Source organism: Mucilaginibacter sp. 14171R-50 (genome assembly GCF_010093045.1).
GTDB lineage: Bacteria > Bacteroidota > Bacteroidia > Sphingobacteriales > Sphingobacteriaceae > Mucilaginibacter.
Genome location: NZ_CP048115.1, coordinates 3,774,983 through 3,793,487 on the forward strand (window position 1 = coordinate 3,774,983; position 18,505 = coordinate 3,793,487).

The 18,505-nt window shown below is 43.6% G+C and carries 18 protein-coding genes and 1 other RNA gene; 12 read left to right on the plus strand and 7 right to left on the minus strand.

What is annotated here, in order from left to right; translation table 11 throughout:
- Nucleotides 1-43: 43 nt before the first annotated feature.
- Both GWR56_RS17205 and ppk1 read right to left on the minus strand, forming a co-directional pair.
- Complete coding sequence (locus GWR56_RS17205) at nt 44-931, minus strand: ethanolamine ammonia-lyase reactivating factor EutA (RefSeq protein ID WP_162432438.1); 888 nt, start codon at nt 929-931, stop codon at nt 44-46.
- Nucleotides 928-2,979, minus strand: a complete 2,052-nt coding sequence (gene ppk1, locus GWR56_RS17210; RefSeq protein WP_162432439.1) for a polyphosphate kinase 1 — start codon at nt 2,977-2,979, stop codon at nt 928-930. Before ppk1 ends, GWR56_RS17205 begins: the two co-directional genes overlap by 4 nt.
- A 151-nt stretch (nt 2,980-3,130) precedes the next feature.
- On the opposite strand from ppk1, the gene GWR56_RS17215 reads away from it, so the two are divergent.
- Both GWR56_RS17215 and GWR56_RS17220 read left to right on the plus strand, forming a co-directional pair.
- A complete protein-coding gene (locus GWR56_RS17215) occupies nt 3,131-3,622 on the plus strand; it encodes a YajQ family cyclic di-GMP-binding protein (RefSeq protein ID WP_162432440.1) in 492 nt (163 codons plus the stop codon).
- Between the two features lie 12 nt (nt 3,623-3,634).
- The gene (locus GWR56_RS17220) at nt 3,635-4,081 is read left to right on the plus strand and encodes a DinB family protein (protein ID WP_162432441.1); all 447 of its coding nucleotides are present in this window, start codon (nt 3,635-3,637) and stop codon (nt 4,079-4,081) included.
- A gap of 108 nt (nt 4,082-4,189) precedes the next feature.
- Here the strand turns inward: GWR56_RS17220 and GWR56_RS17225 are convergent, their stop codons facing one another.
- Nucleotides 4,190-4,627 (minus strand): Hsp20/alpha crystallin family protein, encoded by a 438-nt coding sequence (locus GWR56_RS17225; protein WP_162432442.1) that lies wholly within the window; start codon nt 4,625-4,627, stop codon nt 4,190-4,192.
- Between the two features lie 134 nt (nt 4,628-4,761).
- Between GWR56_RS17225 and GWR56_RS17230 the strand changes: the two genes are divergently transcribed.
- Entirely contained in the window at nt 4,762-5,208 is a 447-nt protein-coding gene (locus tag GWR56_RS17230; RefSeq protein WP_162432443.1) for a thioesterase family protein, read from the plus strand.
- A gap of 80 nt (nt 5,209-5,288) precedes the next feature.
- Here the strand turns inward: GWR56_RS17230 and GWR56_RS17235 are convergent, their stop codons facing one another.
- Together GWR56_RS17235 and folB are read right to left on the minus strand one after the other, a co-directional pair.
- Nucleotides 5,289-6,689, minus strand: a complete 1,401-nt coding sequence (locus GWR56_RS17235) for an FAD-binding oxidoreductase (protein ID WP_162432444.1) — start codon at nt 6,687-6,689, stop codon at nt 5,289-5,291.
- A 7-nt stretch (nt 6,690-6,696) separates the two neighbouring features.
- Nucleotides 6,697-7,053: a dihydroneopterin aldolase gene (gene folB, locus GWR56_RS17240; RefSeq protein WP_162432445.1), complete on the minus strand. Its 357-nt coding sequence runs from the start codon at nt 7,051-7,053 to the stop codon at nt 6,697-6,699.
- Nucleotides 7,054-7,421: 368 nt separating this feature from the next.
- On the opposite strand from folB, the gene GWR56_RS17245 reads away from it, so the two are divergent.
- Both GWR56_RS17245 and GWR56_RS17250 read left to right on the plus strand, forming a co-directional pair.
- The gene (locus tag GWR56_RS17245; RefSeq protein WP_162432446.1) at nt 7,422-8,603 is read left to right on the plus strand and encodes an acyl-CoA dehydrogenase family protein; all 1,182 of its coding nucleotides are present in this window, start codon (nt 7,422-7,424) and stop codon (nt 8,601-8,603) included.
- Between the two features lie 118 nt (nt 8,604-8,721).
- Nucleotides 8,722-10,821 carry a HAMP domain-containing sensor histidine kinase gene (locus GWR56_RS17250; protein WP_162432447.1) on the plus strand — a complete coding sequence of 700 codons (2,100 nt, stop codon included), beginning with the start codon at nt 8,722-8,724 and terminating at the stop codon, nt 10,819-10,821.
- Here the strand turns inward: GWR56_RS17250 and GWR56_RS17255 are convergent.
- The gene (locus tag GWR56_RS17255) at nt 10,789-12,144 is read right to left on the minus strand and encodes a GH1 family beta-glucosidase (protein WP_162432448.1); all 1,356 of its coding nucleotides are present in this window, start codon (nt 12,142-12,144) and stop codon (nt 10,789-10,791) included. The two genes, GWR56_RS17250 and GWR56_RS17255, sit on opposite strands and share 33 nt — an antisense overlap.
- Nucleotides 12,145-12,503: 359 nt before the next feature.
- Between GWR56_RS17255 and GWR56_RS17260 the strand changes: the two genes are divergently transcribed.
- The 6 genes from GWR56_RS17260 to GWR56_RS17285 all read left to right on the plus strand — a co-directional run bounded on the left by GWR56_RS17260 (nt 12,504) and on the right by GWR56_RS17285 (nt 16,512).
- On the plus strand, nt 12,504-12,977 hold the full coding sequence (locus GWR56_RS17260) for a DinB family protein (protein WP_162432449.1): 474 nt from the start codon (nt 12,504-12,506) through the stop codon (nt 12,975-12,977).
- A gap of 1 nt (nt 12,978) precedes the next feature.
- The gene (locus GWR56_RS17265; protein WP_162432450.1) at nt 12,979-13,389 is read left to right on the plus strand and encodes a hypothetical protein; all 411 of its coding nucleotides are present in this window, start codon (nt 12,979-12,981) and stop codon (nt 13,387-13,389) included.
- Nucleotides 13,386-14,039 (plus strand): SCO family protein, encoded by a 654-nt coding sequence (locus GWR56_RS17270; RefSeq protein ID WP_162432451.1) that lies wholly within the window; start codon nt 13,386-13,388, stop codon nt 14,037-14,039. Before GWR56_RS17265 ends, GWR56_RS17270 begins: the two co-directional genes overlap by 4 nt.
- A complete protein-coding gene (locus GWR56_RS17275) occupies nt 14,039-14,461 on the plus strand; it encodes a cytochrome c (protein ID WP_162432452.1) in 423 nt (140 codons plus the stop codon). Before GWR56_RS17270 ends, GWR56_RS17275 begins: the two co-directional genes overlap by 1 nt.
- 68 nt (nt 14,462-14,529) lie before the next feature.
- An RNA gene (rnpB, locus tag GWR56_RS17280) (RNase P RNA component class A) lies at nt 14,530-14,918 on the plus strand.
- Nucleotides 14,919-15,135: 217 nt separating this feature from the next.
- Entirely contained in the window at nt 15,136-16,512 is a 1,377-nt protein-coding gene (locus GWR56_RS17285) for a sigma-54 dependent transcriptional regulator (protein ID WP_162432453.1), read from the plus strand.
- A gap of 125 nt (nt 16,513-16,637) precedes the next feature.
- Here GWR56_RS17285 and GWR56_RS17290 read toward each other — a convergent pair whose 3' ends face one another.
- A complete protein-coding gene (locus GWR56_RS17290) occupies nt 16,638-17,057 on the minus strand; it encodes a BLUF domain-containing protein (protein ID WP_162432454.1) in 420 nt (139 codons plus the stop codon).
- A gap of 130 nt (nt 17,058-17,187) precedes the next feature.
- Between GWR56_RS17290 and GWR56_RS17295 the strand changes: the two genes are divergently transcribed.
- Nucleotides 17,188-18,477 carry a DUF5690 family protein gene (locus GWR56_RS17295; RefSeq protein WP_162432455.1) on the plus strand — a complete coding sequence of 430 codons (1,290 nt, stop codon included), beginning with the start codon at nt 17,188-17,190 and terminating at the stop codon, nt 18,475-18,477.
- Nucleotides 18,478-18,505: the final 28 nt, after the last annotated feature.

Here is an 18,505-nt window from a genome sequence, read left to right on the forward strand (position 1 = left end):
TAACAACAGTTTATTAATTATTAAACAATTTGTTAAAATATATTTAACGGGCTGTATTGTAGTTTTTTTCGATCAAAGTTTGGATAATTCCATCAACCATACCTACCGTTGGCACATAAATGCTTTTGATATTGGCACATTTCAGCACGGTTAAATAAATTTCGCACGCGGGTATAATAACATCGGCCCTATCCTGATTCAATCCCAGCACGTTTATACGGTCTTTAAGCGAAAAAGAATTAAGGTAGTTATACAACGCCCGCAGCTTAACATAGCTCATGGGTACATTATCTTTTTCCTGCGATAGCTTGTACAGTTTATTGATGTTGCCGCCGGTGCCAATGCCATAAATGGTTTTTAGCCCGCGCGTATGCTCGCGTAAAAAATCCTTCATCTCGTTCCAGGTTTCGTCCTTGTCCTGGTTATCCAATATGCGGATGGTTCCCAGGTTGAACGATTGCGAAGCCAGCAATTCGCCGTTGCTGAACAAGGAAAGTTCGGTACTGCCGCCGCCTACATCAATATACAGGTAGTTTTTACTTTTATCGATGTTAACCTCGGCATGGCTGGCGTAAATGATCTTGGCTTCGCTTTCGCCATGCACTATCTGCAGATCGATGCCTGCTTCGGCCAGTATCCTGTCGGCTACCTCCTGCCCGTTCAGGGCTTCGCGCATAGCCGATGTTGCGCAGGCCAAATAATCGGTAACACGATAAACATCCATCAGGTTACGAAACGCCTGCATGGATTTAATGAGGTCGGTTGCTTTATTGTCTGATATTTTTTTTTGCAGGAAGGCATCGTCGCCCAACCTCACGGGCACACGTATCAGCGTAATTTTTTTAAAGGATACCGAATCGTTATTTTCGATGATCCCAGCTATCAGCAGCCTTACAGCGTTCGATCCTACATCAATGGCGGCGTATCTCAATTTGTGTTTTTATTTTTTAAGTAGTTGTAAATATCTATCTGGGCGCGTGTCAACAGTTCAGATTTGGTTTTATGGTAACGGTTAACACTGTTGCCGGTAATGTCTCTTGCCTTAGTGTTATCATCCAGTTGTATCTCAATAATGTCCCTTATCTCGCGGCGCAGGTCGTCATCAAATACCGGGAAACCAACTTCCACGCGGTTATCAATGTTACGGGTCATGAAATCGGCACTGGTTAGGTAAATAAGCTCTTTGCCGCCGTTGCAAAAAACATGCACACGGGCATGCTCCAGGTATTTATCTACAATGCTTATTACCTCAATATTTTCGCTGAAACCTTTTTGTCCGGCTATAAGGCAGCACATACCCCTTACAATAAGCTTTATTTTTACGCCCGCGTTGCTGGCCTGATACAGTTTGCCTATCAGTTGTTCGTCGGCAAGGCTGTTCATCTTAAGTATCATGTAAGCTTTTTTGCCTGCCCTGGCCGTTTTTATTTCGTTATCTATCAGTTCATAGATGGCGGGGCGCGAATCAATGGGCGATACAATGAGCGTTTTTAGCCCTTTGGGCAGGGTATTTCGGTTAAGGGCTTTAAATATGGCTAACAGATCCACCGCTATTTTTTTATTCGCAGTAAGAATGGTATGGTCGGCGTATATGGCTGCCGTTTTTTCGTTAAAGTTACCGGTAGACAGGCATGAATAATAAACAGGCTTGCCCTTTTCCATCCGGGTTACCATGCAAATTTTTGAATGCACTTTATAACCGTCGATACCGTACAGCACCTTCACACCTTCTTCTTCCAGCCGGTTGCTCCAGTAAATGTTGTTCTGTTCATCAAACCTGGCGCGAAGCTCTATCAGGCAGTTTACTTTTTTGCCGTTCTTGGCCGCGTTTATTAAAGCGTGGATGATCTTGGAGTTTTCGGCAAGGCGATAAAGCGTGATATTTATTTCTTTAACCCGTGGGTCTATCGCGGCCTCGCGTAAAAAGTGAATGATATAATCGAACGACTGGTAAGGCGTACTGATCAGAAAATCCTTTTTAGCTATAGTCCCCATTAAGCTTTTGCCAAACGAAAGACCTGCAACAGGCAATGGCATGTTCTTTTTATATTCCAGATCGGGCCGGCCCACGTTAGGGAACGATATAAAGTTTTTAAAGTTATGGTACCTGTTGCCGGGAATTAAGCTACCTCGCGATACCTTCATTTTTTTCACCAGGTAACTTATCATTTCGAGCGGCATTTCGCTATCATATAATAAACGCATTGGCTTGCCTTTGCGGCGTTTCTGCAGGCTTTTTGCAAGCGCGTCAACAAACTTTACGCTCACCTCTTTATCCAGATCAAGTTCGGCGTCGCGCGTTAGCTGCAGCGAATAAGCCTCTATCGAATCGTGATCGAAAATGAAGAAGATATCTTCCAGACAGTACCTGATGATATCGTCAAGCAGGATGATAAATTTCAGGTCATTTGTTTCGGGCAAAACCAAAAATCGCGAAAGATTGTCGGGAAACTCGATAAGCGCGTAACGTGATTTTTTATTTTTAGTAAGTTTTACAAAAAAATAGATAGCCCGGTCGCGCAGTTCGGGCAGCGGCAGTGCGTCATCAAGCATAATGGGCACCAGGGTAGATAGCAGCCGCTCCCTGAAGAAACTTTTAACAAACTCGCCCCGTGTTACGTTAAGCTGCTTATCATTCAGGATGAATATCTTTTCTTCGGCCAGTTGCTTAACAATGATGTTCTCGTACAGGTTATGAAACTTCTTTTCCTGTTTTACAACAATGGTTTTTATCTGGCTAAGTATCTTTTTAGGGTTGTAACCTAAAATTTCTTTGGCTTTTTCGTTCAGGTTGGCCAGCCGGCTAAGCGTAGCTACACGTACGCGGTAAAATTCGTCGAGATTTGAGGAAAATATGGCCATGAACTTTATTCTTTCAATAAGGGGCACGGTTGGGTCGGCGGCTTCCTGTAAAACCCTGTCGTTAAAGTACAACCAGCTTATCTCCCTGTTTATTAAAGGAATATTTTTAGTATCCATATAGCTATAGTGGCAAAACTGCTTATTTATTTGTTAAGTTAATATTAACTTATTGCCATTTTAAGATGTTTTAAATATTAAATTTAATATTGCGCTGTATACGTGGTAACAAAAGTTACCTTAGCTTTGCATTAACCACAAAAACTACATTATGCCTTCATTTGATATCGTAAGCAAGATAGACGGTCAAACGCTCGACAATGCTATCAACACTGCAAAAAAAGAAATTTTGAACCGTTACGATTTTAACGGGTCTAAAAGCTCCATCGATCTTGATAAAAAAACGAACGAGGTTACCATTGTTACGGAAAACGAAATGCGGCTTAAAGCTATTACCGATGCTATTATCAGCCGCATGGTAAAGCAAGGCCTTGACCCCAAGGCCCTTGATTTTGGCAAGGAGGAATATGCATCAGGCAATATGATACGTAAGGAAATTAAAATAAAAGAGGGCCTTGATAAAGAAGCTGCTAAAAAGGTGGTAAAAAAAATTAAGGATAGCGGCATGAAGGTGGAAGCGTCTATAATGAACGACCAGGTGCGTGTTACCGCAAAAAAAATAGACGACCTGCAGGCGGTTATCAGCCTTTGCCGTACCCAGGACTTTGGCCAGCCACTACAGTATATTAATATGCGCAATTAGTGTAAACCACATATGATAACAGATACGCTTAGAAAACTTATCATCCGCGATCTTGAAACTTTAAAACTTGAGATACAAGCTTACCAAAACGAAGAAAAGCTTTGGTATATCGAAAAAGGCATACTTAATTCGGCGGGCAACCTTTGTTTGCATTTGGTTGGCAACCTTAATACCTATTTTGGCGCTGATTTTGGCAAATCAGGCTATATAAGGAACCGTCCTGATGAATTTTCGCTTAAAAATATTCCACGCGCAGAATTGGTAAATAAAATAGACCAGGCGATCGTTATGATCGAAAAGACTTTAAATGCCATAACTGAAGAACAACTGTCCGAAATCTCAACAGCAGGGAATTTTTCAACAGATGTTACGAACGAATACTTCTTTGTTCACCTTGCCATGCATTTAAGTTACCATTTGGGCCAGGTGAATTATCACCGCCGGCTGCTGGATAATTAGTTGTTTTTCTGAGGTTACAGAACACAAAAGGCCGCCTCCATTACAGAAGCGGCCTTTTTAACTAAACCAACTTATGAAAACACTTTTATTTTTCTTTCAGCTATAAACTTATTTTACAGCTATTTCTCTTGATTGAAATTTAGCCTCTTCACGTTTTGCTACAGTTAACGTTAAGATACCATCGGTGTAATCCGCTTCAATTTTTGAGTGGTCTACACTATCTGGTAAGGTAAATGATCTTACGAACGAATTGTAGCTATACTCGCGTTTGCTGTATTTTTTTGTATCGGCAGTTTCGCCTGTTTTCTTTTCGGCAGCAACTGTCAAAATATTTTTGTCCAGGTTTATTTTAAAGTCTTCTTTCTTTAAGCTGGGTACAGCCAACTCAATATAGAACTCGTTATCGTTTTCGGCAATGTTTACTGCGGGTATACGGGCAACCAATTTATCACCGATGAACGAATCATTCAGTAACGAATCGAAAACATCGTTAAAAAAAGGATGAGCGTTGTTTTTAAGGCCGTTGTTAAATTTTACTAATGTCATGGTTTTATATCTCCTTTAAATTTGTTTTTGTTAATTTGCATAAAGATGGTCAACTGTTGTACCAACAGATCGAATCCTAATTTTGCAAGACAAAATGTCGGCAATATCATTTTCTTACAGACAAATTGTCGCTAATGGCTGAAAAACTATCCGATTATAAATACAAAACAGATATCGCTATCCGCTTTTCGGATATCGATGCGCGCGGCCATGTCAACAACGCGGTGTATTTAACTTATTTTGAAATAGGCCGCTTTAATTATTGGCGCGATGTTGCCAGGTGGGACTTAAAGGATATCGGCATCGTTATCGGCCGGTCGGAAATAAATTACTTAAAGCCGGTTACAATTGATGATACGCTTGTTTGTTACGTGCGGGTAACCCGCATAGGCAACAGCAGTTTTGATATTATGCACCTGTTAGTTAAAACAAATGATAAAGGCAGCGAGATCTGCACCACCTGCAAAACGGTGTGCATAAGTTATGATTATGCTAATAACAAATCTATCCCTATTCCCAGGGAAGGCCGTAATAACATGATCAATTATGACGAGCCGGGATTGATTTTGAATACGAATTAGTCTCCGCTGTTATCAAATAGCAAAAGTCATGTCGGCCAAATACTTATCAGCGATGCTTCACGCCCCGGCAGATCATGTATTCAATTAAATATCTTTCCCGGGTTTAATATCCCGTTAGGATCAAACACCTGTTTAATACCCCTCCAGATGGCGAAATGCAGTGGGGTGTATTTAAGGTGCATAAAATTCTTTTGCACCAGCCCGATGCCGTGCTCGCCGGATAAAGTGCCGCCTAAACCCACGGTAAGTTCAAATATTTCGGTGATCCCATCTTTTAACTTATTGTTCCAATCATCATCGCTCATGCCGGCTTTAATAATATTTACATGCAGGTTGCCATCGCCAGCATGGCCGTAACAAACCGATTCAAAACCGTATTTACTGCCTATTTCTTTGATGCCCTTTATCAGCTGCGGCAATGCAGCGCGTGGCACCACGGTATCTTCCTCCTTGTAAATCGAGTTCGACTTTACCGATACCGCCATAGTGCGCCTGATGCGCCAAAGCTCTTCCTTTTGTGCCGATGTGTCTGCAAAAAGCACATCCTGGCAATTGTGCTGCTCTAAAACCTGGTTTATCTTTTCACAATCGGCAAATATCACGTCCTGGTTGCTGCCATCCGCCTCAATTAGTAGAAACGCTCCTATCCCATCCTTCAGGTCGAAAGCAATACCATCATGCTCTATTACCCATTCAATACCCTTACGCTCCATAAATTCCAGGCCCGATGGTACCACCCCTGCCCTGAATATGGCCGATACCGCCGCGCATGCGTCCTCGTTGGTAGGAAATGACGCCAGCATCAGCGCGTCCATAGTGGGCCGGGGTATCAGCTTGGTTACAATTTTAGTAACGATACCCAAAGTACCTTCGCTGCCTATCAGCAATTGTGTTAGATTATACCCCGACGCATATTTCAGGGTATTGGCTCCTGTCCATATCACCTCGCCCGTGGGCAATACTACTTCCAGGTTCAGCACATACTCGCGTATCGTGCCATATTTTACAACGCGCGGCCCGCCGCTGCAATTAGCCACATTGCCGCCAATATAACAGCTGCCTTTGCTGGCCGGGTCAACCGGGTAAAGCAAGCCTTTTTCAGCAACGGCGTTCATAAATAGTTCGGTAATCACGCCCGGTTCTACAGTGGCCTGCAGGTTTTGCTCGTCTATATCCAGTATATGGTTAAAGCGCTCAGTAGAAATCAGCACGCCTCCATTTATAGGTAAAGCGCCCCCGGCCAAACCCGTTCCGGCGCCGCGCGGTGTAACCGGGATCAGGTTTGTGTTACAAAGCTTCATCAGTGCCGAAACCTGCGCCGTTGTTTGCGGCTTCACCACCACTTCGGGGTAGTAAACCAGATCTTCTGTTTCGTCGTGGCTATAATTTTCAATTTCGGCGGGCGATGTCAGGACAGCATCTACGCCAACTATGTTTTTAAGTTGTATAAGTATATCCCCGGTAATTTTATTATAGGTCATAATGACTTTATTTTTGGTAGCTGAGCGTAATAACTGATTGTTTGATAGGGCCGCTAAAAGGCGGGTTCTGCTTTTTTATGGTCACCTCGGCCATTGTTATAAAAGTAAACTCCGTTTTAACCCGGTTAAGTATAGCCTGGGCAACAGTTTCTATAACTTTGCGGGTTTGCTTCATTTCCTGGTCAATTATCGCATATAATACCTCGTAATTCACCGTATTGCTCAGGTTGTCTTGCTCTACATCAATATCGGCCATAAAGCCAACCTGCACATCTACCAAAAAACGCGTGCCTGTCAGTTGCTCTTCGCGGTAAAAACCATGGTAAGCGTAAAATTCGGCACCCTCTAACGCTACTTTTATCATGTTTCAAAAGTAAGGGAATATTTGAAGGTTTAAAATTGACCACGGGCTATTTTACTCACCCCGACTACGCTTCGCTGGTCTACTCTCTCTGCTGCGCAAAGAGGGTAAAGCTGCCATTTTATTTTTTCACCTTCTTTACAGCAGAGATGGTCGCGCACTATGTTTCCTGAGGGTGAGTTTTATCAACCAGCGGATTATTTACTTTCTCAATCAAGTTTATTAAAAAAAGTTTCACCACAAAAATCAGCTTTAAACCGTTTAAACCTATTTTTTGACATAAAGTGCCTTGCGGTATTCAAAAACAACGATTTGAGCTTTGTTTAACTGGCATTTAATGCTCTATATTTGGCCAACCAATTTATAACGCTATGGCTAAGACCGACCTTTACGAAGCGCCCGATTACTACCTTTTAGACGAACTTTTAAGCGAAGAACATAAACTGATACGTGCCAGCGTGCGCGATTGGGTAAAGAAAGAAGTAAGTCCGGTTATTGAGGATTATGCCCAAAGGGCCGAGTTCCCCAGGCATCTTTTAAAAGGCCTGGCCGAAATAGGCGCTTTTGGTCCAACCATCCCGGTGGAGTATGGCGGCGCGGGGCTTGATTATATGGCCTATGGCATTATTATGCAGGAAATTGAGCGTGGCGACTCGGGTATACGCTCAACCGCCTCGGTTCAGGGATCGCTGGTAATGTACCCTATTTTTGCTTATGGCAGCGAAGAACAAAAACATAAATACCTGCCCAAACTTGCTGTCGGCGAGTTAATGGGCTGCTTTGGGTTGACCGAGCCCGATCATGGCTCGAACCCGGGCGGAATGGTTACCAATATAAAGGATGCCGGCGACCACTACGTGCTTAACGGCGCTAAAATGTGGATCTCTAACTCGCCCTTTGCAGATATTGCCATTGTTTGGGCTAAGGACGCAAGCGGCAAGATACGCGGGCTGATAGTTGAGCGCGGCATGGAAGGTTTTTCGACCCCCGAAACCCATAACAAATGGTCGTTACGAGCGTCGGCAACCGGCGAATTGGTTTTTGATAACGTAAAGGTGCCCAAAGAGAATATATTGCCGAACGTATCGGGATTAAAGGGCCCGCTGGGTTGCCTTAACCAGGCGCGTTATGGCATAGCCTGGGGGGCGTTAGGCGCTGCGATGGATTGCTATGATACTGCTCTGCGTTATTCAAAAGAGCGTGTGCAGTTTGGCCGCCCTATAGGCGGGTTTCAGCTTCAACAAAAAAAACTTGCTGAAATGATAACCGAAATAACAAAGGGACAGCTGTTGGTTTGGCGCCTGGCTACCCTTAAAAATGAAGGCCGGGCTACAGCGGCGCAAATATCTATGGCAAAACGCAACAGTGTTGAAGTAGCCATAACCATAGCGCGCGAGGCCCGCCAGATGCTGGGCGGAATGGGTATCACCGGCGAATATCCTATAATGCGACATATGATGAACCTTGAGTCGGTAATTACGTATGAGGGTACACATGACATTCACCTGTTAATCACCGGGATGGATGTAACCGGCGAAAATGCTTTTAAGTAACACTTACAGAAAAAAAATATACGGTAAGTAGCAAAGAAGTACTTCGTGCTTATTATATTTGTTGTACCTGTTAATACTTACCGCGTTGATTTGTTTTAAAGACCATTTTGCCCAAACTTTGACAAGGCACCTTTGGCTTTATGCTTTTCTGTTCATTCTTTTTTCGTGCGAAAAAAAGAATACCGATAACGGCAACTACTCCGACGAATATTTAGCTATACAAGCCCAAGCCGATAAAATATGGGCACAAAATGACGCGGACCGCAGCCTGCATTTTATGGATTCGGCATTCCATCGTTTACCAAACCCCACCATTAACGATAGATTTAGATATTACGCATTTAATTACATCCATTACCAAAAACTAAAAAACGATTACAATAAAGGTCTGGTATATGCCGATAGCATGCTGGCAATGGCTAACAGGAGTGTTAACCCCAAACAGTACTCGATGAATTATGCTGAAGCCAACTTTGCCCGCGGCGATGCGTTTTTTGAGTTAAAGCAATACACTGATGCCTATCAGTCATATTATCAGGGGTACCTTACGGGTAAAAATTATGTAAACCTGCGCGCCCTTGCCGATTACACCTATCGTATGGGTATGATCATGTACAAAAAAGGCCATTATAAGCTTGCTGCCAATTACTTTAAAGATAGCTATAAAACCGCCGGGGCCGAAGCGGGCAGCAAGCCTGATTTTGTAAGCTTTTACCGCAGGCAGGAACTTTTAGATAATATAGGATTAAGCTATAAACATAATAACGAAAACGACAGCGCTATTATTTATTTTAACAAGGCCCTTAAACTGATCAACGACAACGCTAAATATTTCCCCGACCGCAAGCTTCACCTGGATATGGCACGGGGTGTAGTGTTTGGTAACAAAGCCGAAACTTATGTACAAAAGGGCCTGAACAACGAAGCTATTGACCTGCTTAAAAAAAGCATAGCTATAAACCTTCAAAAAGGCTATGATAACCGCGATGCCCAACTGTCAGAGGTAAAGCTGGGCCAATTATACCTTAACACCAACCAAACCGATCTGCTTTATAACTTGCTGCAAAACTTGCACAACCAGTTAGATTCGGTTAAGAACCCCGATGCCCGGGCCGATTATCATCGTTTATTAGGCAATTACTACGTTAAAAAGAACAATCTTAAAGATGCTATTCAGCATATCCAGCGGTACAATGTGCTAAAAGACTCGATCGCCCAAAGGGCCAGTTTGTTGATGGAAACCGATGTGAACCAGCAATTAGCCAATTATGAAAAACAGCACGAAATTGAAGCGTTAAGTAACGATAATAAACTACAGGTTATTTATTTGTATGTAACCATATTTTTTGCGGCGATGGCGCTGGTGATCATCTTACTTGTGTACCGCAACTGGAAACGCTCTAAAAAAGATGTTCAAACTGTACATATACTTAATGGCCAGATAAACCAGCAAAATGCTATTTTAGAAAAAGCGCTCGCCGAACTGGAAAAAAGCAGCCAGGAAAAAGACCGTATTTTACGCACGGTAGCGCATGACCTGCGCAACCCTATCGGAGGCATAGCGTCATTAACATCAATGATGGCCGATGATGAATACACCGAAGAACAAAAAGAATTGATAAACCTGGTCAAAGAAACATCGATCAACTCGCTTGAACTAATAAACGAGATACTGGAAGCTACCAATATGGCCTCGGTGGAGTTAAACCTGCAAAACGTAGAGATTAACTCGCTGGTTAGCAACAGTGTAGAGTTACTGAGGTTTAAAGCTGCAGAAAAAGGACAAACCATTTTGCTGGAAACCATGGAAAAGCAGCAAGACCTTTACATAAGCAGGGAGAAAATATGGCGGGTTATCAGCAACCTTATCAGCAATGCCATTAAATTTAGCCCAACCGGCGGCACCATCCATGTAAAGGTTGCAGAGCATAGCGGTAAAATTATAATAGCGGTTAAAGATAATGGTATTGGCATACCCGATAAACTTAAAGATCAGGTTTTTAACATGTTCACCAGTGCGCAAAGGCCTGGCACCTCGGGCGAAAAGTCATTTGGCCTGGGCCTCTCGATATGTCGGCAGATCATGGAAAAACACAACGGGAAAATATGGTTTGAGAGTGATGCCAATGTAGGCACAACCTTTTTTATCAGCCTGCGGGTTACGCCAATTAACGCACCCGCAAACCTACCCCAGCAATTGAGCGAACCAACGGCCTGATGCTTTGATAATACGCCGTTGCGTTTCAAAATCAACATGTACAAGTCCGAAACGGGGATGGTAGCCTTCGGCCCACTCAAAGTTGTCGGTCAATGTCCACACAAAGTATCCATATACCTTACATCCTTCCTGCTTTGCTTTTAAAACCTGCTGTAAGTGAGTTTGCAAATACTTTGTCCGCTTAGGGTCGTCTACCCTGCCATCCACAACAGCATCCGGGAAAGCAGCGCCATTTTCGGTTACAATGATTTTTTTTATCTGCGGATAAGCGTCAAACTTTTTAAGCATGTGGTAAATTGCGGGCGGGTGCACCTCCCATTTCATATCGGTTAGCTCAACGTTGCGCTTTTCGGCCTTTACCAGGCTGGCGCCTATGTAGGGCGTAAAAAAGGAATACTTAACAATTTCGCGGGTGTAATTCTGTATACCAATAAAATCAAAATCAAAGCTCATATCGGCGGCATCGCCAGGTTGTATATATTTATCAATGCCTTTCAACGCGGAAATTTCTTCTGTCGGATAACCCAGGCCCAAAATTGGCTCTATAAAAAGGCGGTTTATTAAAACATCAGCACGTTTGGCCGCATCGATATGCCGGGGTTTATCGGCATAAGGCTCGATATGCGAGCAGGAAAACGTGTTACCAATGTGCGCGCCCGGGCATATCTTTCGCAAAACCCTTGCCCCCGCAGCTATACTTAAAACCACGTGATGAACTGCCGGCAAAAAATTACGCAACCCGCGCCTGCCGGGGGCGTGTATACCTAAAAAATAACCGGCGCCGGTAAATACGGCGGGTTCGTTCATAACCATCCAGTTTTTTACACGGTCGCCAAAGTTTTTTGCGCATATTTCGGCGAAGTTGCTAAACCACCCTACAATATCTCGGTTTGTCCAGCCGCCTTTGTCTTCAAGGGCCTGCGGCAGGTCCCAATGGTAAATGGTTATCCAGGGTTCAACACCCTGCTTAAGGCAATAATTAATTACGTTGTTGTAATAATCTATCCCTGCCTGGTTAACCTCTCCGGTACCATTTGGCAAAATACGGCTCCAACTGATAGAAAAACGAAAATTAGGGATGTTAAGCGTTTTAACCAGGTCGATATCCTCGGTATATCGATTATAAAAATCGCAGGCGATAGTTGGGTTATGGCCATTTAAAACGCGGCCCCTTTTGCGGGTAAAAGTGTCCCATATCGAAGGGCCTTTTCCATCGGCATCGCACGATCCTTCTATCTGCAAAGCAGCTGTGGATACCCCCCAGGCAAAATCATCGCCAAAAAGTTGTTTACTGAGTACTATATCCGGATTAACTACGTCCATTATTTTGAGCTGATACAACGCCCAAAATGTGCATTATTATTGTATAAAGAAAGCATTACAATAAAAAACTTAATGCATAAAAGACGAACGCATGCTTTTTAAAAACATCCATTCGCGCAGGTCGCTTATTATGGCGGCCAGTTTTTTGATGATATTCATGGGAGTTTGGTTAATGTTTATTCAAATATAGCGCGGGTGTGTTTAGTTATAATAATTGCGAGGTTATGTAATTGTTAACATTGCCCGGGTTTTTAAGTTTGTGCCTTTACAATGTAAATTTTTCCAATCGCCTGCACATTTGTACTATATAGCGCCAAATGTATTATGAAATAAATGCAGTATGCGTATTTTTACTGTCGATGAAAAGCTATTTTATCCGCCTGCTTAACTACGACCATATTGCCAGCAGCAAAATAAGCCACCTGATATTGCAAAGCGGCCAAACCGGCAAGCCCATACAACTGATGGCCCACATGCTTGCGGCGCAGCAAATTTGGCTTAAGCGTTGCAAAGGGTTGCCTGCTCCCGGAGGGCCCTTGTGGCCTGCTTGGACTGCCAGCGAGCTCGGGGTTATCATCGATGAAAACCATACGGAGTGGATAAGCTATCTGGAAACATTGCAACCACCGGATTTTGATGCCGTTGTTACCTATCAAAATTTAAAAGGTATAACCTACCATGATAAATTGAGTGATATATTGGCACATTTAATAAACCATGGCACCCACCACAGAGCGCAGGCCGGTGTATATCTTAAATTGGCCGGCACCGAATTACCGGTAACCGATTATATTTTTTACGCGCGTGATTTAAATCAAACACCATCATCATAAAATGAAAAAAATTATTGTCGCTTTATGTGTAAGCTTTGTGCTGTTTAGCTGCACAGATAAAAAGAAACAGGAAACAGACATGCTTAACGAAGTCATAAAAGTGCACGACCGGGTGATGGAAAAGGAAAACCTGATCATGATCAACAAAATGCAGCTTGATACTTTGATAAAGGCGAATATATCGGCACACGTAACCGATAGCGCAAAACTCCACATCACCGAACTGGATAGTGCCGATTCACGTATGGAAAACTGGATGCACGGTTTCGACGCGGAAAATAAAGGTAAAAGCCATGACGAGATAATGACCTACCTTACCGCCGAAAAGAAAAAAATTGATGCTATTGACAGTAATTTCAACATTGTTGTGGCAAATGCAAGTAAGTTTATCAAACAAAATAAAACCAAATGAAAAAGATAGCTGCGACGCTATTGGTAGCCATTGCCTTAGCCGGTTGTAAATTTAACGATGCGGGTAAACCTAAGTTGCCAATATTGGGCAACCGCGATGCAGTAAGCAAAACCGTTAATGGCAAACAGGTTACCGATACCATATACCACACCATTCCCGACTTTAAGTTTGTGAACCAGTACGGGGATACCATAACCCAAAACAGTCTTAAAGGGGACATTTACGTGGCCGACTTTTTTTTCACTACCTGCCCTTCTATATGCCCTATTATGCATCGCAACATGCTAAAGGTATATAGCGAGTTTAAGAACGTGCCTGACTTTAAGATCATATCGCACACCATCGACCCTAAACACGACACCGTGGCCGTTCTGAAAAAATATGCCGATAAATTGGGTATCAGCGGCAACAACTGGTGGCTGCTTCAGGGCGATAAAGATAAAACCTACAATATATCGCAGGATTACCTGGTTAAACGCCCCGGCCCCGACGCTAAACAAGTTTTTGTGCACGATGGCTACTTTGTACTTGTAGATAAGCAAAAGCGTATCCGCGGCATGTACGATGGTACCAGCGAAAAGGAAGTAAGCGCGATGATAGCCGACATCAAGACGTTGCGCGCAGAGGTTAACACCGAGATAGCCCAATAATGAAATTAAAGGTAATTGTATTTATATCCCTTATAATTGGAGTAATAACCGCGTCGTGCCAAAGCGAGGCCGAACTGGATTTTAAGCGGTACTATACCGGCGGCGCTTTAATTTATAAAGAAAAATGCCAGAATTGCCATGGTGCAAACGGCGAAGGGCTGTCAAACCTGATACCGCCCCTTACTGATACCGCTTACCTGAAAAAGAACAAATCTAAACTGGGTTGTTTTGTAAAATATGGCATAAAAGAAACCATTGTAACCGTAAACGGCAGGGCTTATGAAGGTGCTATGCCCGCCAATATTGATATGCCATCTATAGACATCGCCAAAGTGCTCACTTTTATGGGTAACTCGTTCGGCAACAAAATGGGTACTATTACCGGCGAGGATGTCGATGCCGGTTTGTCAGCATGCAAATAGTTGATAATTTATAGTCAAAGCTACTACAACTATTATCTGTCAACTGCTGGGAAATACGTACCTTTATGCCTGCAAAACGTTCTATCGCTTCAGGCTTGAACTGAAGAGGAAAGTCCGGGCAACGCAGAGCATCCTGCTTCCTAACAGGAAGGCGCCCGCAGCGGGCGACAGCCAGTGCCACAGAGAATATACCGCCCATATCCCGATAGCTATCGGGATATGGGTAAGGGTGAAAACGTGAGGTAAGAGCTCACGGCTTTTCCGGGCGACCGGAATTGCGGTAAACCTTAGGAGTTGAAAAACCAAATAGGTTCTGAAAGCGGTGCTGCTCGCACCCGTGTCCTTAGGGATCGTCAGAATGGGTAGGTTGATAGATCCTGCCGGCAACGGCAGGACCAGATTAATGATAGAAACTCTTACAAGAGTACAGAACCCGGCTTACAGATTTGCTGCTGTAAAAACCCCCGTAAAGGGGGTTTTTTGTTAATACAAAGACGCGAAAAAGTGCGAAGGGATCTGCGAGGGATAATAATGCATGCCCGGTTATTTATTGGTCTTGATATTTAATTCTTACCGCCGCTACGACGTGGTAATGAAAAAAGTGTGCGTAATACTATACAATTTTATATATTAGCCGCTCAAACATTCTACCCTTTTTTCAGTTTAAGAAACACATGGCAAAAATTTTAATAATTGATGACGAGCGGGCAATACGCAATACCCTGCGTGAGATATTAGAGTATGAAGATTACATTGTTGAAGATGTTGACAACGGCGTAGATGGCCTTGAACTTATAGGTAAAAACGACTACGACCTGGTACTATGCGATATTAAAATGAACCGCATGGATGGTATGGAGGTGCTTACCGAAGGCCTTGCCCTAAGACCCGACCTGCCGTTCATCATGATCTCCGGACACGGTACGGTTGAAACCGCTGTAGAAGCCAGCAAAAAAGGCGCGTTCGATTTTATATCCAAACCGCCTGATCTAAACCGCCTGCTGATAACCGTTCGTAACGCCCTTGACAGGGGAAGCCTGGTTGTTGAAGCCAAGGTACTGAAGCGCAAAGTTTCAAAAGTGCGCCCTATATTAGGGGAATCGCAGGCTATTGTTAAGATAAAGGAAACTATCGATCGCGTGGGCCCAACCGATGCCCGGGTATTGATAACCGGGGCCAATGGCAGTGGTAAAGAGCTTGTTGCACGCTGGCTGCACGAAAAGTCAAACCGGTCAAACGGCCCAATCATCGAGGTTAACTGCGCGGCGATTCCATCAGAGTTGATCGAGAGCGAACTTTTTGGACACGAGAAGGGATCGTTCACCTCTGCCATAAAACAACGTATCGGTAAGTTTGAAAGTGCCAATGGCGGCACACTTTTCCTGGACGAGATCGGCGACATGAGCCAGTCTGCACAGGCTAAAGTTTTGCGCGCCCTGCAGGAAAGCAAAATCACCCGTGTAGGCGGCGAAAAGGAAATTGACGTGGATGTACGGGTAGTGGCTGCAACCAATAAAGATTTGCTAAAAGAGATTGAGGCGGGTAATTTCCGTATGGACTTATACCATCGTCTGAGCGTTATCCTGATACATGTACCGCCGCTTATAGAGCGCCGCGATGATATTGGCTTGCTGACGCAAAGTTTTTTAGAAGAGATATGCAGCGAATACGGCATGCCGCCTAAAAAGATATCGGATGCCGCTGTTGAGGCGCTTAAGGCACTGCCGTGGACGGGTAATATCCGCGAGCTGCGTAATATGGTTGAGCGGTTAATAATACTGAGCGATAAGATCATTACCGATAACGATGTTAAAGCCTTTGCAAACCCATCTGCACCTGCAGTTGCCACTGCCACCGCAGCGGCGCCGCAAACAGATTTTGACCAGTTTACCAATTTCCAGGAATATAAAGATTATGCCGAGCGCGAATACATCAAATTCAAGCTGGAAAAAAACAACTGGAACGTTTCTAAAACCGCCGACGATATTGACATCCAGCGAAGCCACTTATACAGTAAGATAGAGAAGTTCGGTTTAAAAAGAGGCGAATAAATAACTGTGCAGATACAGTTGATCGTGTCTTTTTTTACCAAGATAGGTATGATGCCTTCCTGAATGTCAGGGAGGCATTTTTATATGATAAGCGCTCAGGTAAAAACCACACCGTTAAAGCAACTTTATTCTACATTAAGCCGGTTATTTTCAATAAAGTTTTTGATAGCGGCCACCACGCTGCTGTTACGCTTGTTTAAATCAAGATCGGCAACGGATTTTAAGTATCCGAGTAACTTTTCAGCTTTAGTAATATCCGTTACCGCAAAGCCCATAAGCCATTCAGAAAAGTTCTTTTCGGCAATGGGCTCATCAATCAGCTTAATAATATTGGTATGGCGTTGGTCGGCCTGTATCCTGGCGTACAGCGCGTCAATCACGCTATCCTTCCCCTCAATAACCTGTATGAAATTTCCATCAGCGTACAGTAAAACACCCGAAATACCCACTGCCGCATTATGCTGCCTGGAATTATGTAAAATATCAAACAGTTGGTTTTCGTGCAGTAATTTAACGGCTGTACTTAAATAAACAATATTTTTCATCAATTGGGTAAAATGCTGTTTTATAAAATTATTTAGCAAAACTGCGCACAATTCAAATATTAAGCAAATAATTATGCCCAAGGGTTTTCAGGTAAGTAAAAATGATTTATTTTAACCGATAAACTTAATCATGCTTTTAAAACCCGCCAAAATCAACGGCACGCCATTGCAGGTAAGCATATACGCAGCAATAACGGTATTCTTGGCCTATACCATGATATTCGGGTTTCGTAAATCATTTACAGTGGCCACATTTGATGGTATAACGGTGGCCGGTTATAGTTACAAAACCCTGTTGGTGATCAGCCAGCTGCTGGGTTATATGCTGGCCAAATTTTTTGGTGTAAAGTACATTGCCGAACTAAAGCGCAGCGGGCGTGGCGCAGTTATTATGCTGCTTACGGGCATTGCCTGGTTTAGCTGGTTATTTTTTGCATGGGTGCCGGTACCTTATAATATTGTGTTTTTATTCATCAATGGCTTTCCGCTTGGAATGCTTTGGGGAGTGGTTTTTTCTTATATAGAGGGCAGGCGCGGTACTGATTTTATTGGGGCTGCCCTGGCTGTAAGTTTTATTTTCGCTTCGGGGTTTGTGCGGTCGGTTGGTGGCTGGCTAATGCTGGCGTTTAATATCACTGAATTTTGGGTGCCTTTTTTCACGGGCCTTGTGTTTGCGACGCCCCTCCTGTTGTTTATTTACCTGATGGAAAAGATCCCTGATCCGGACGCGAGCGACATCGCCCACCGAATGGAACGAACCCCCATGAGCAAGGCACAACGGAAAAACTTCGTCCGTGCCTTTTTACCCGGTTTAACGGCTTGCATAGTCATCTATACATTTGCCACCATTTTTAGAGATATCCGCGATAATTTCGGTGCGGAAATGTGGAAAGAAATGGGATTTTTTAATCAGCCGGCCATATTTTCTAAAACAGAAACACCTATTACACTGGTGATACTGGCGCTTATTGGCAGTATGGTAATGATCAGGAACAGCTACCGGGCGTTGATTACCGCGCATATATTTATAGCCTTGGGTTTTTTAATAGCGGGCACCTCCACCCTTATATTTATAAACGGCGGCCTTGCACCCATCTGGTGGATGACCACCGTAGGCCTGGGCCTTTACATGGTTTATATCCCTTTTAACGCCGTTTTTTTTGAAAGGCTTATCGCTACATTCAGGTACGCGGGCAATGTAGGTTTCCTGATTTACCTTGCCGATTCATTTGGCTATATAGGTAGTGTAGGCGTATTGTTCTCAAAAGAAGTGTTTAGCGTAAAACTTAACTGGGTTACCTTTTTCAGCAACAGTGTAGTAGCACTATCGGCAGCCGGCTTATTGCTCACCTTGTTTTCTGCGTGGTATTTTGCACGTAAATACCATAAACGGGACACCGCCCGTCCTATTGATAATTAAGTACCACCTTTTAGCCTATCTTTGTCTC

Bases quoted from the DNA above. Each gene is read 5' to 3' on its own strand.
- ppk1 (WP_162432439.1), bottom strand. From the start codon at position 2,979: ATGGATACTAAAAATATTCCTTTAATAAACAGGGAGATAAGCTGGTTG.
- GWR56_RS17215 (WP_162432440.1), top strand. From the start codon at position 3,131: ATGCCTTCATTTGATATCGTAAGCAAGATAGACGGTCAAACGCTCGAC.
- GWR56_RS17220 (WP_162432441.1), top strand. From the start codon at position 3,635: ATGATAACAGATACGCTTAGAAAACTTATCATCCGCGATCTTGAAACT.
- GWR56_RS17225 (WP_162432442.1), bottom strand. From the start codon at position 4,627: ATGACATTAGTAAAATTTAACAACGGCCTTAAAAACAACGCTCATCCT.
- GWR56_RS17230 (WP_162432443.1), top strand. From the start codon at position 4,762: ATGGCTGAAAAACTATCCGATTATAAATACAAAACAGATATCGCTATC.
- GWR56_RS17235 (WP_162432444.1), bottom strand. From the start codon at position 6,689: ATGACCTATAATAAAATTACCGGGGATATACTTATACAACTTAAAAAC.
- folB (WP_162432445.1), bottom strand. From the start codon at position 7,053: ATGATAAAAGTAGCGTTAGAGGGTGCCGAATTTTACGCTTACCATGGT.
- GWR56_RS17245 (WP_162432446.1), top strand. From the start codon at position 7,422: ATGGCTAAGACCGACCTTTACGAAGCGCCCGATTACTACCTTTTAGAC.
- GWR56_RS17255 (WP_162432448.1), bottom strand. From the start codon at position 12,144: ATGGACGTAGTTAATCCGGATATAGTACTCAGTAAACAACTTTTTGGC.
- GWR56_RS17260 (WP_162432449.1), top strand. From the start codon at position 12,504: ATGAAAAGCTATTTTATCCGCCTGCTTAACTACGACCATATTGCCAGC.
- GWR56_RS17265 (WP_162432450.1), top strand. From the start codon at position 12,979: ATGAAAAAAATTATTGTCGCTTTATGTGTAAGCTTTGTGCTGTTTAGC.
- GWR56_RS17270 (WP_162432451.1), top strand. From the start codon at position 13,386: ATGAAAAAGATAGCTGCGACGCTATTGGTAGCCATTGCCTTAGCCGGT.
- GWR56_RS17275 (WP_162432452.1), top strand. From the start codon at position 14,039: ATGAAATTAAAGGTAATTGTATTTATATCCCTTATAATTGGAGTAATA.
- GWR56_RS17285 (WP_162432453.1), top strand. From the start codon at position 15,136: ATGGCAAAAATTTTAATAATTGATGACGAGCGGGCAATACGCAATACC.
- GWR56_RS17290 (WP_162432454.1), bottom strand. From the start codon at position 17,057: ATGAAAAATATTGTTTATTTAAGTACAGCCGTTAAATTACTGCACGAA.
- GWR56_RS17295 (WP_162432455.1), top strand. From the start codon at position 17,188: ATGCTTTTAAAACCCGCCAAAATCAACGGCACGCCATTGCAGGTAAGC.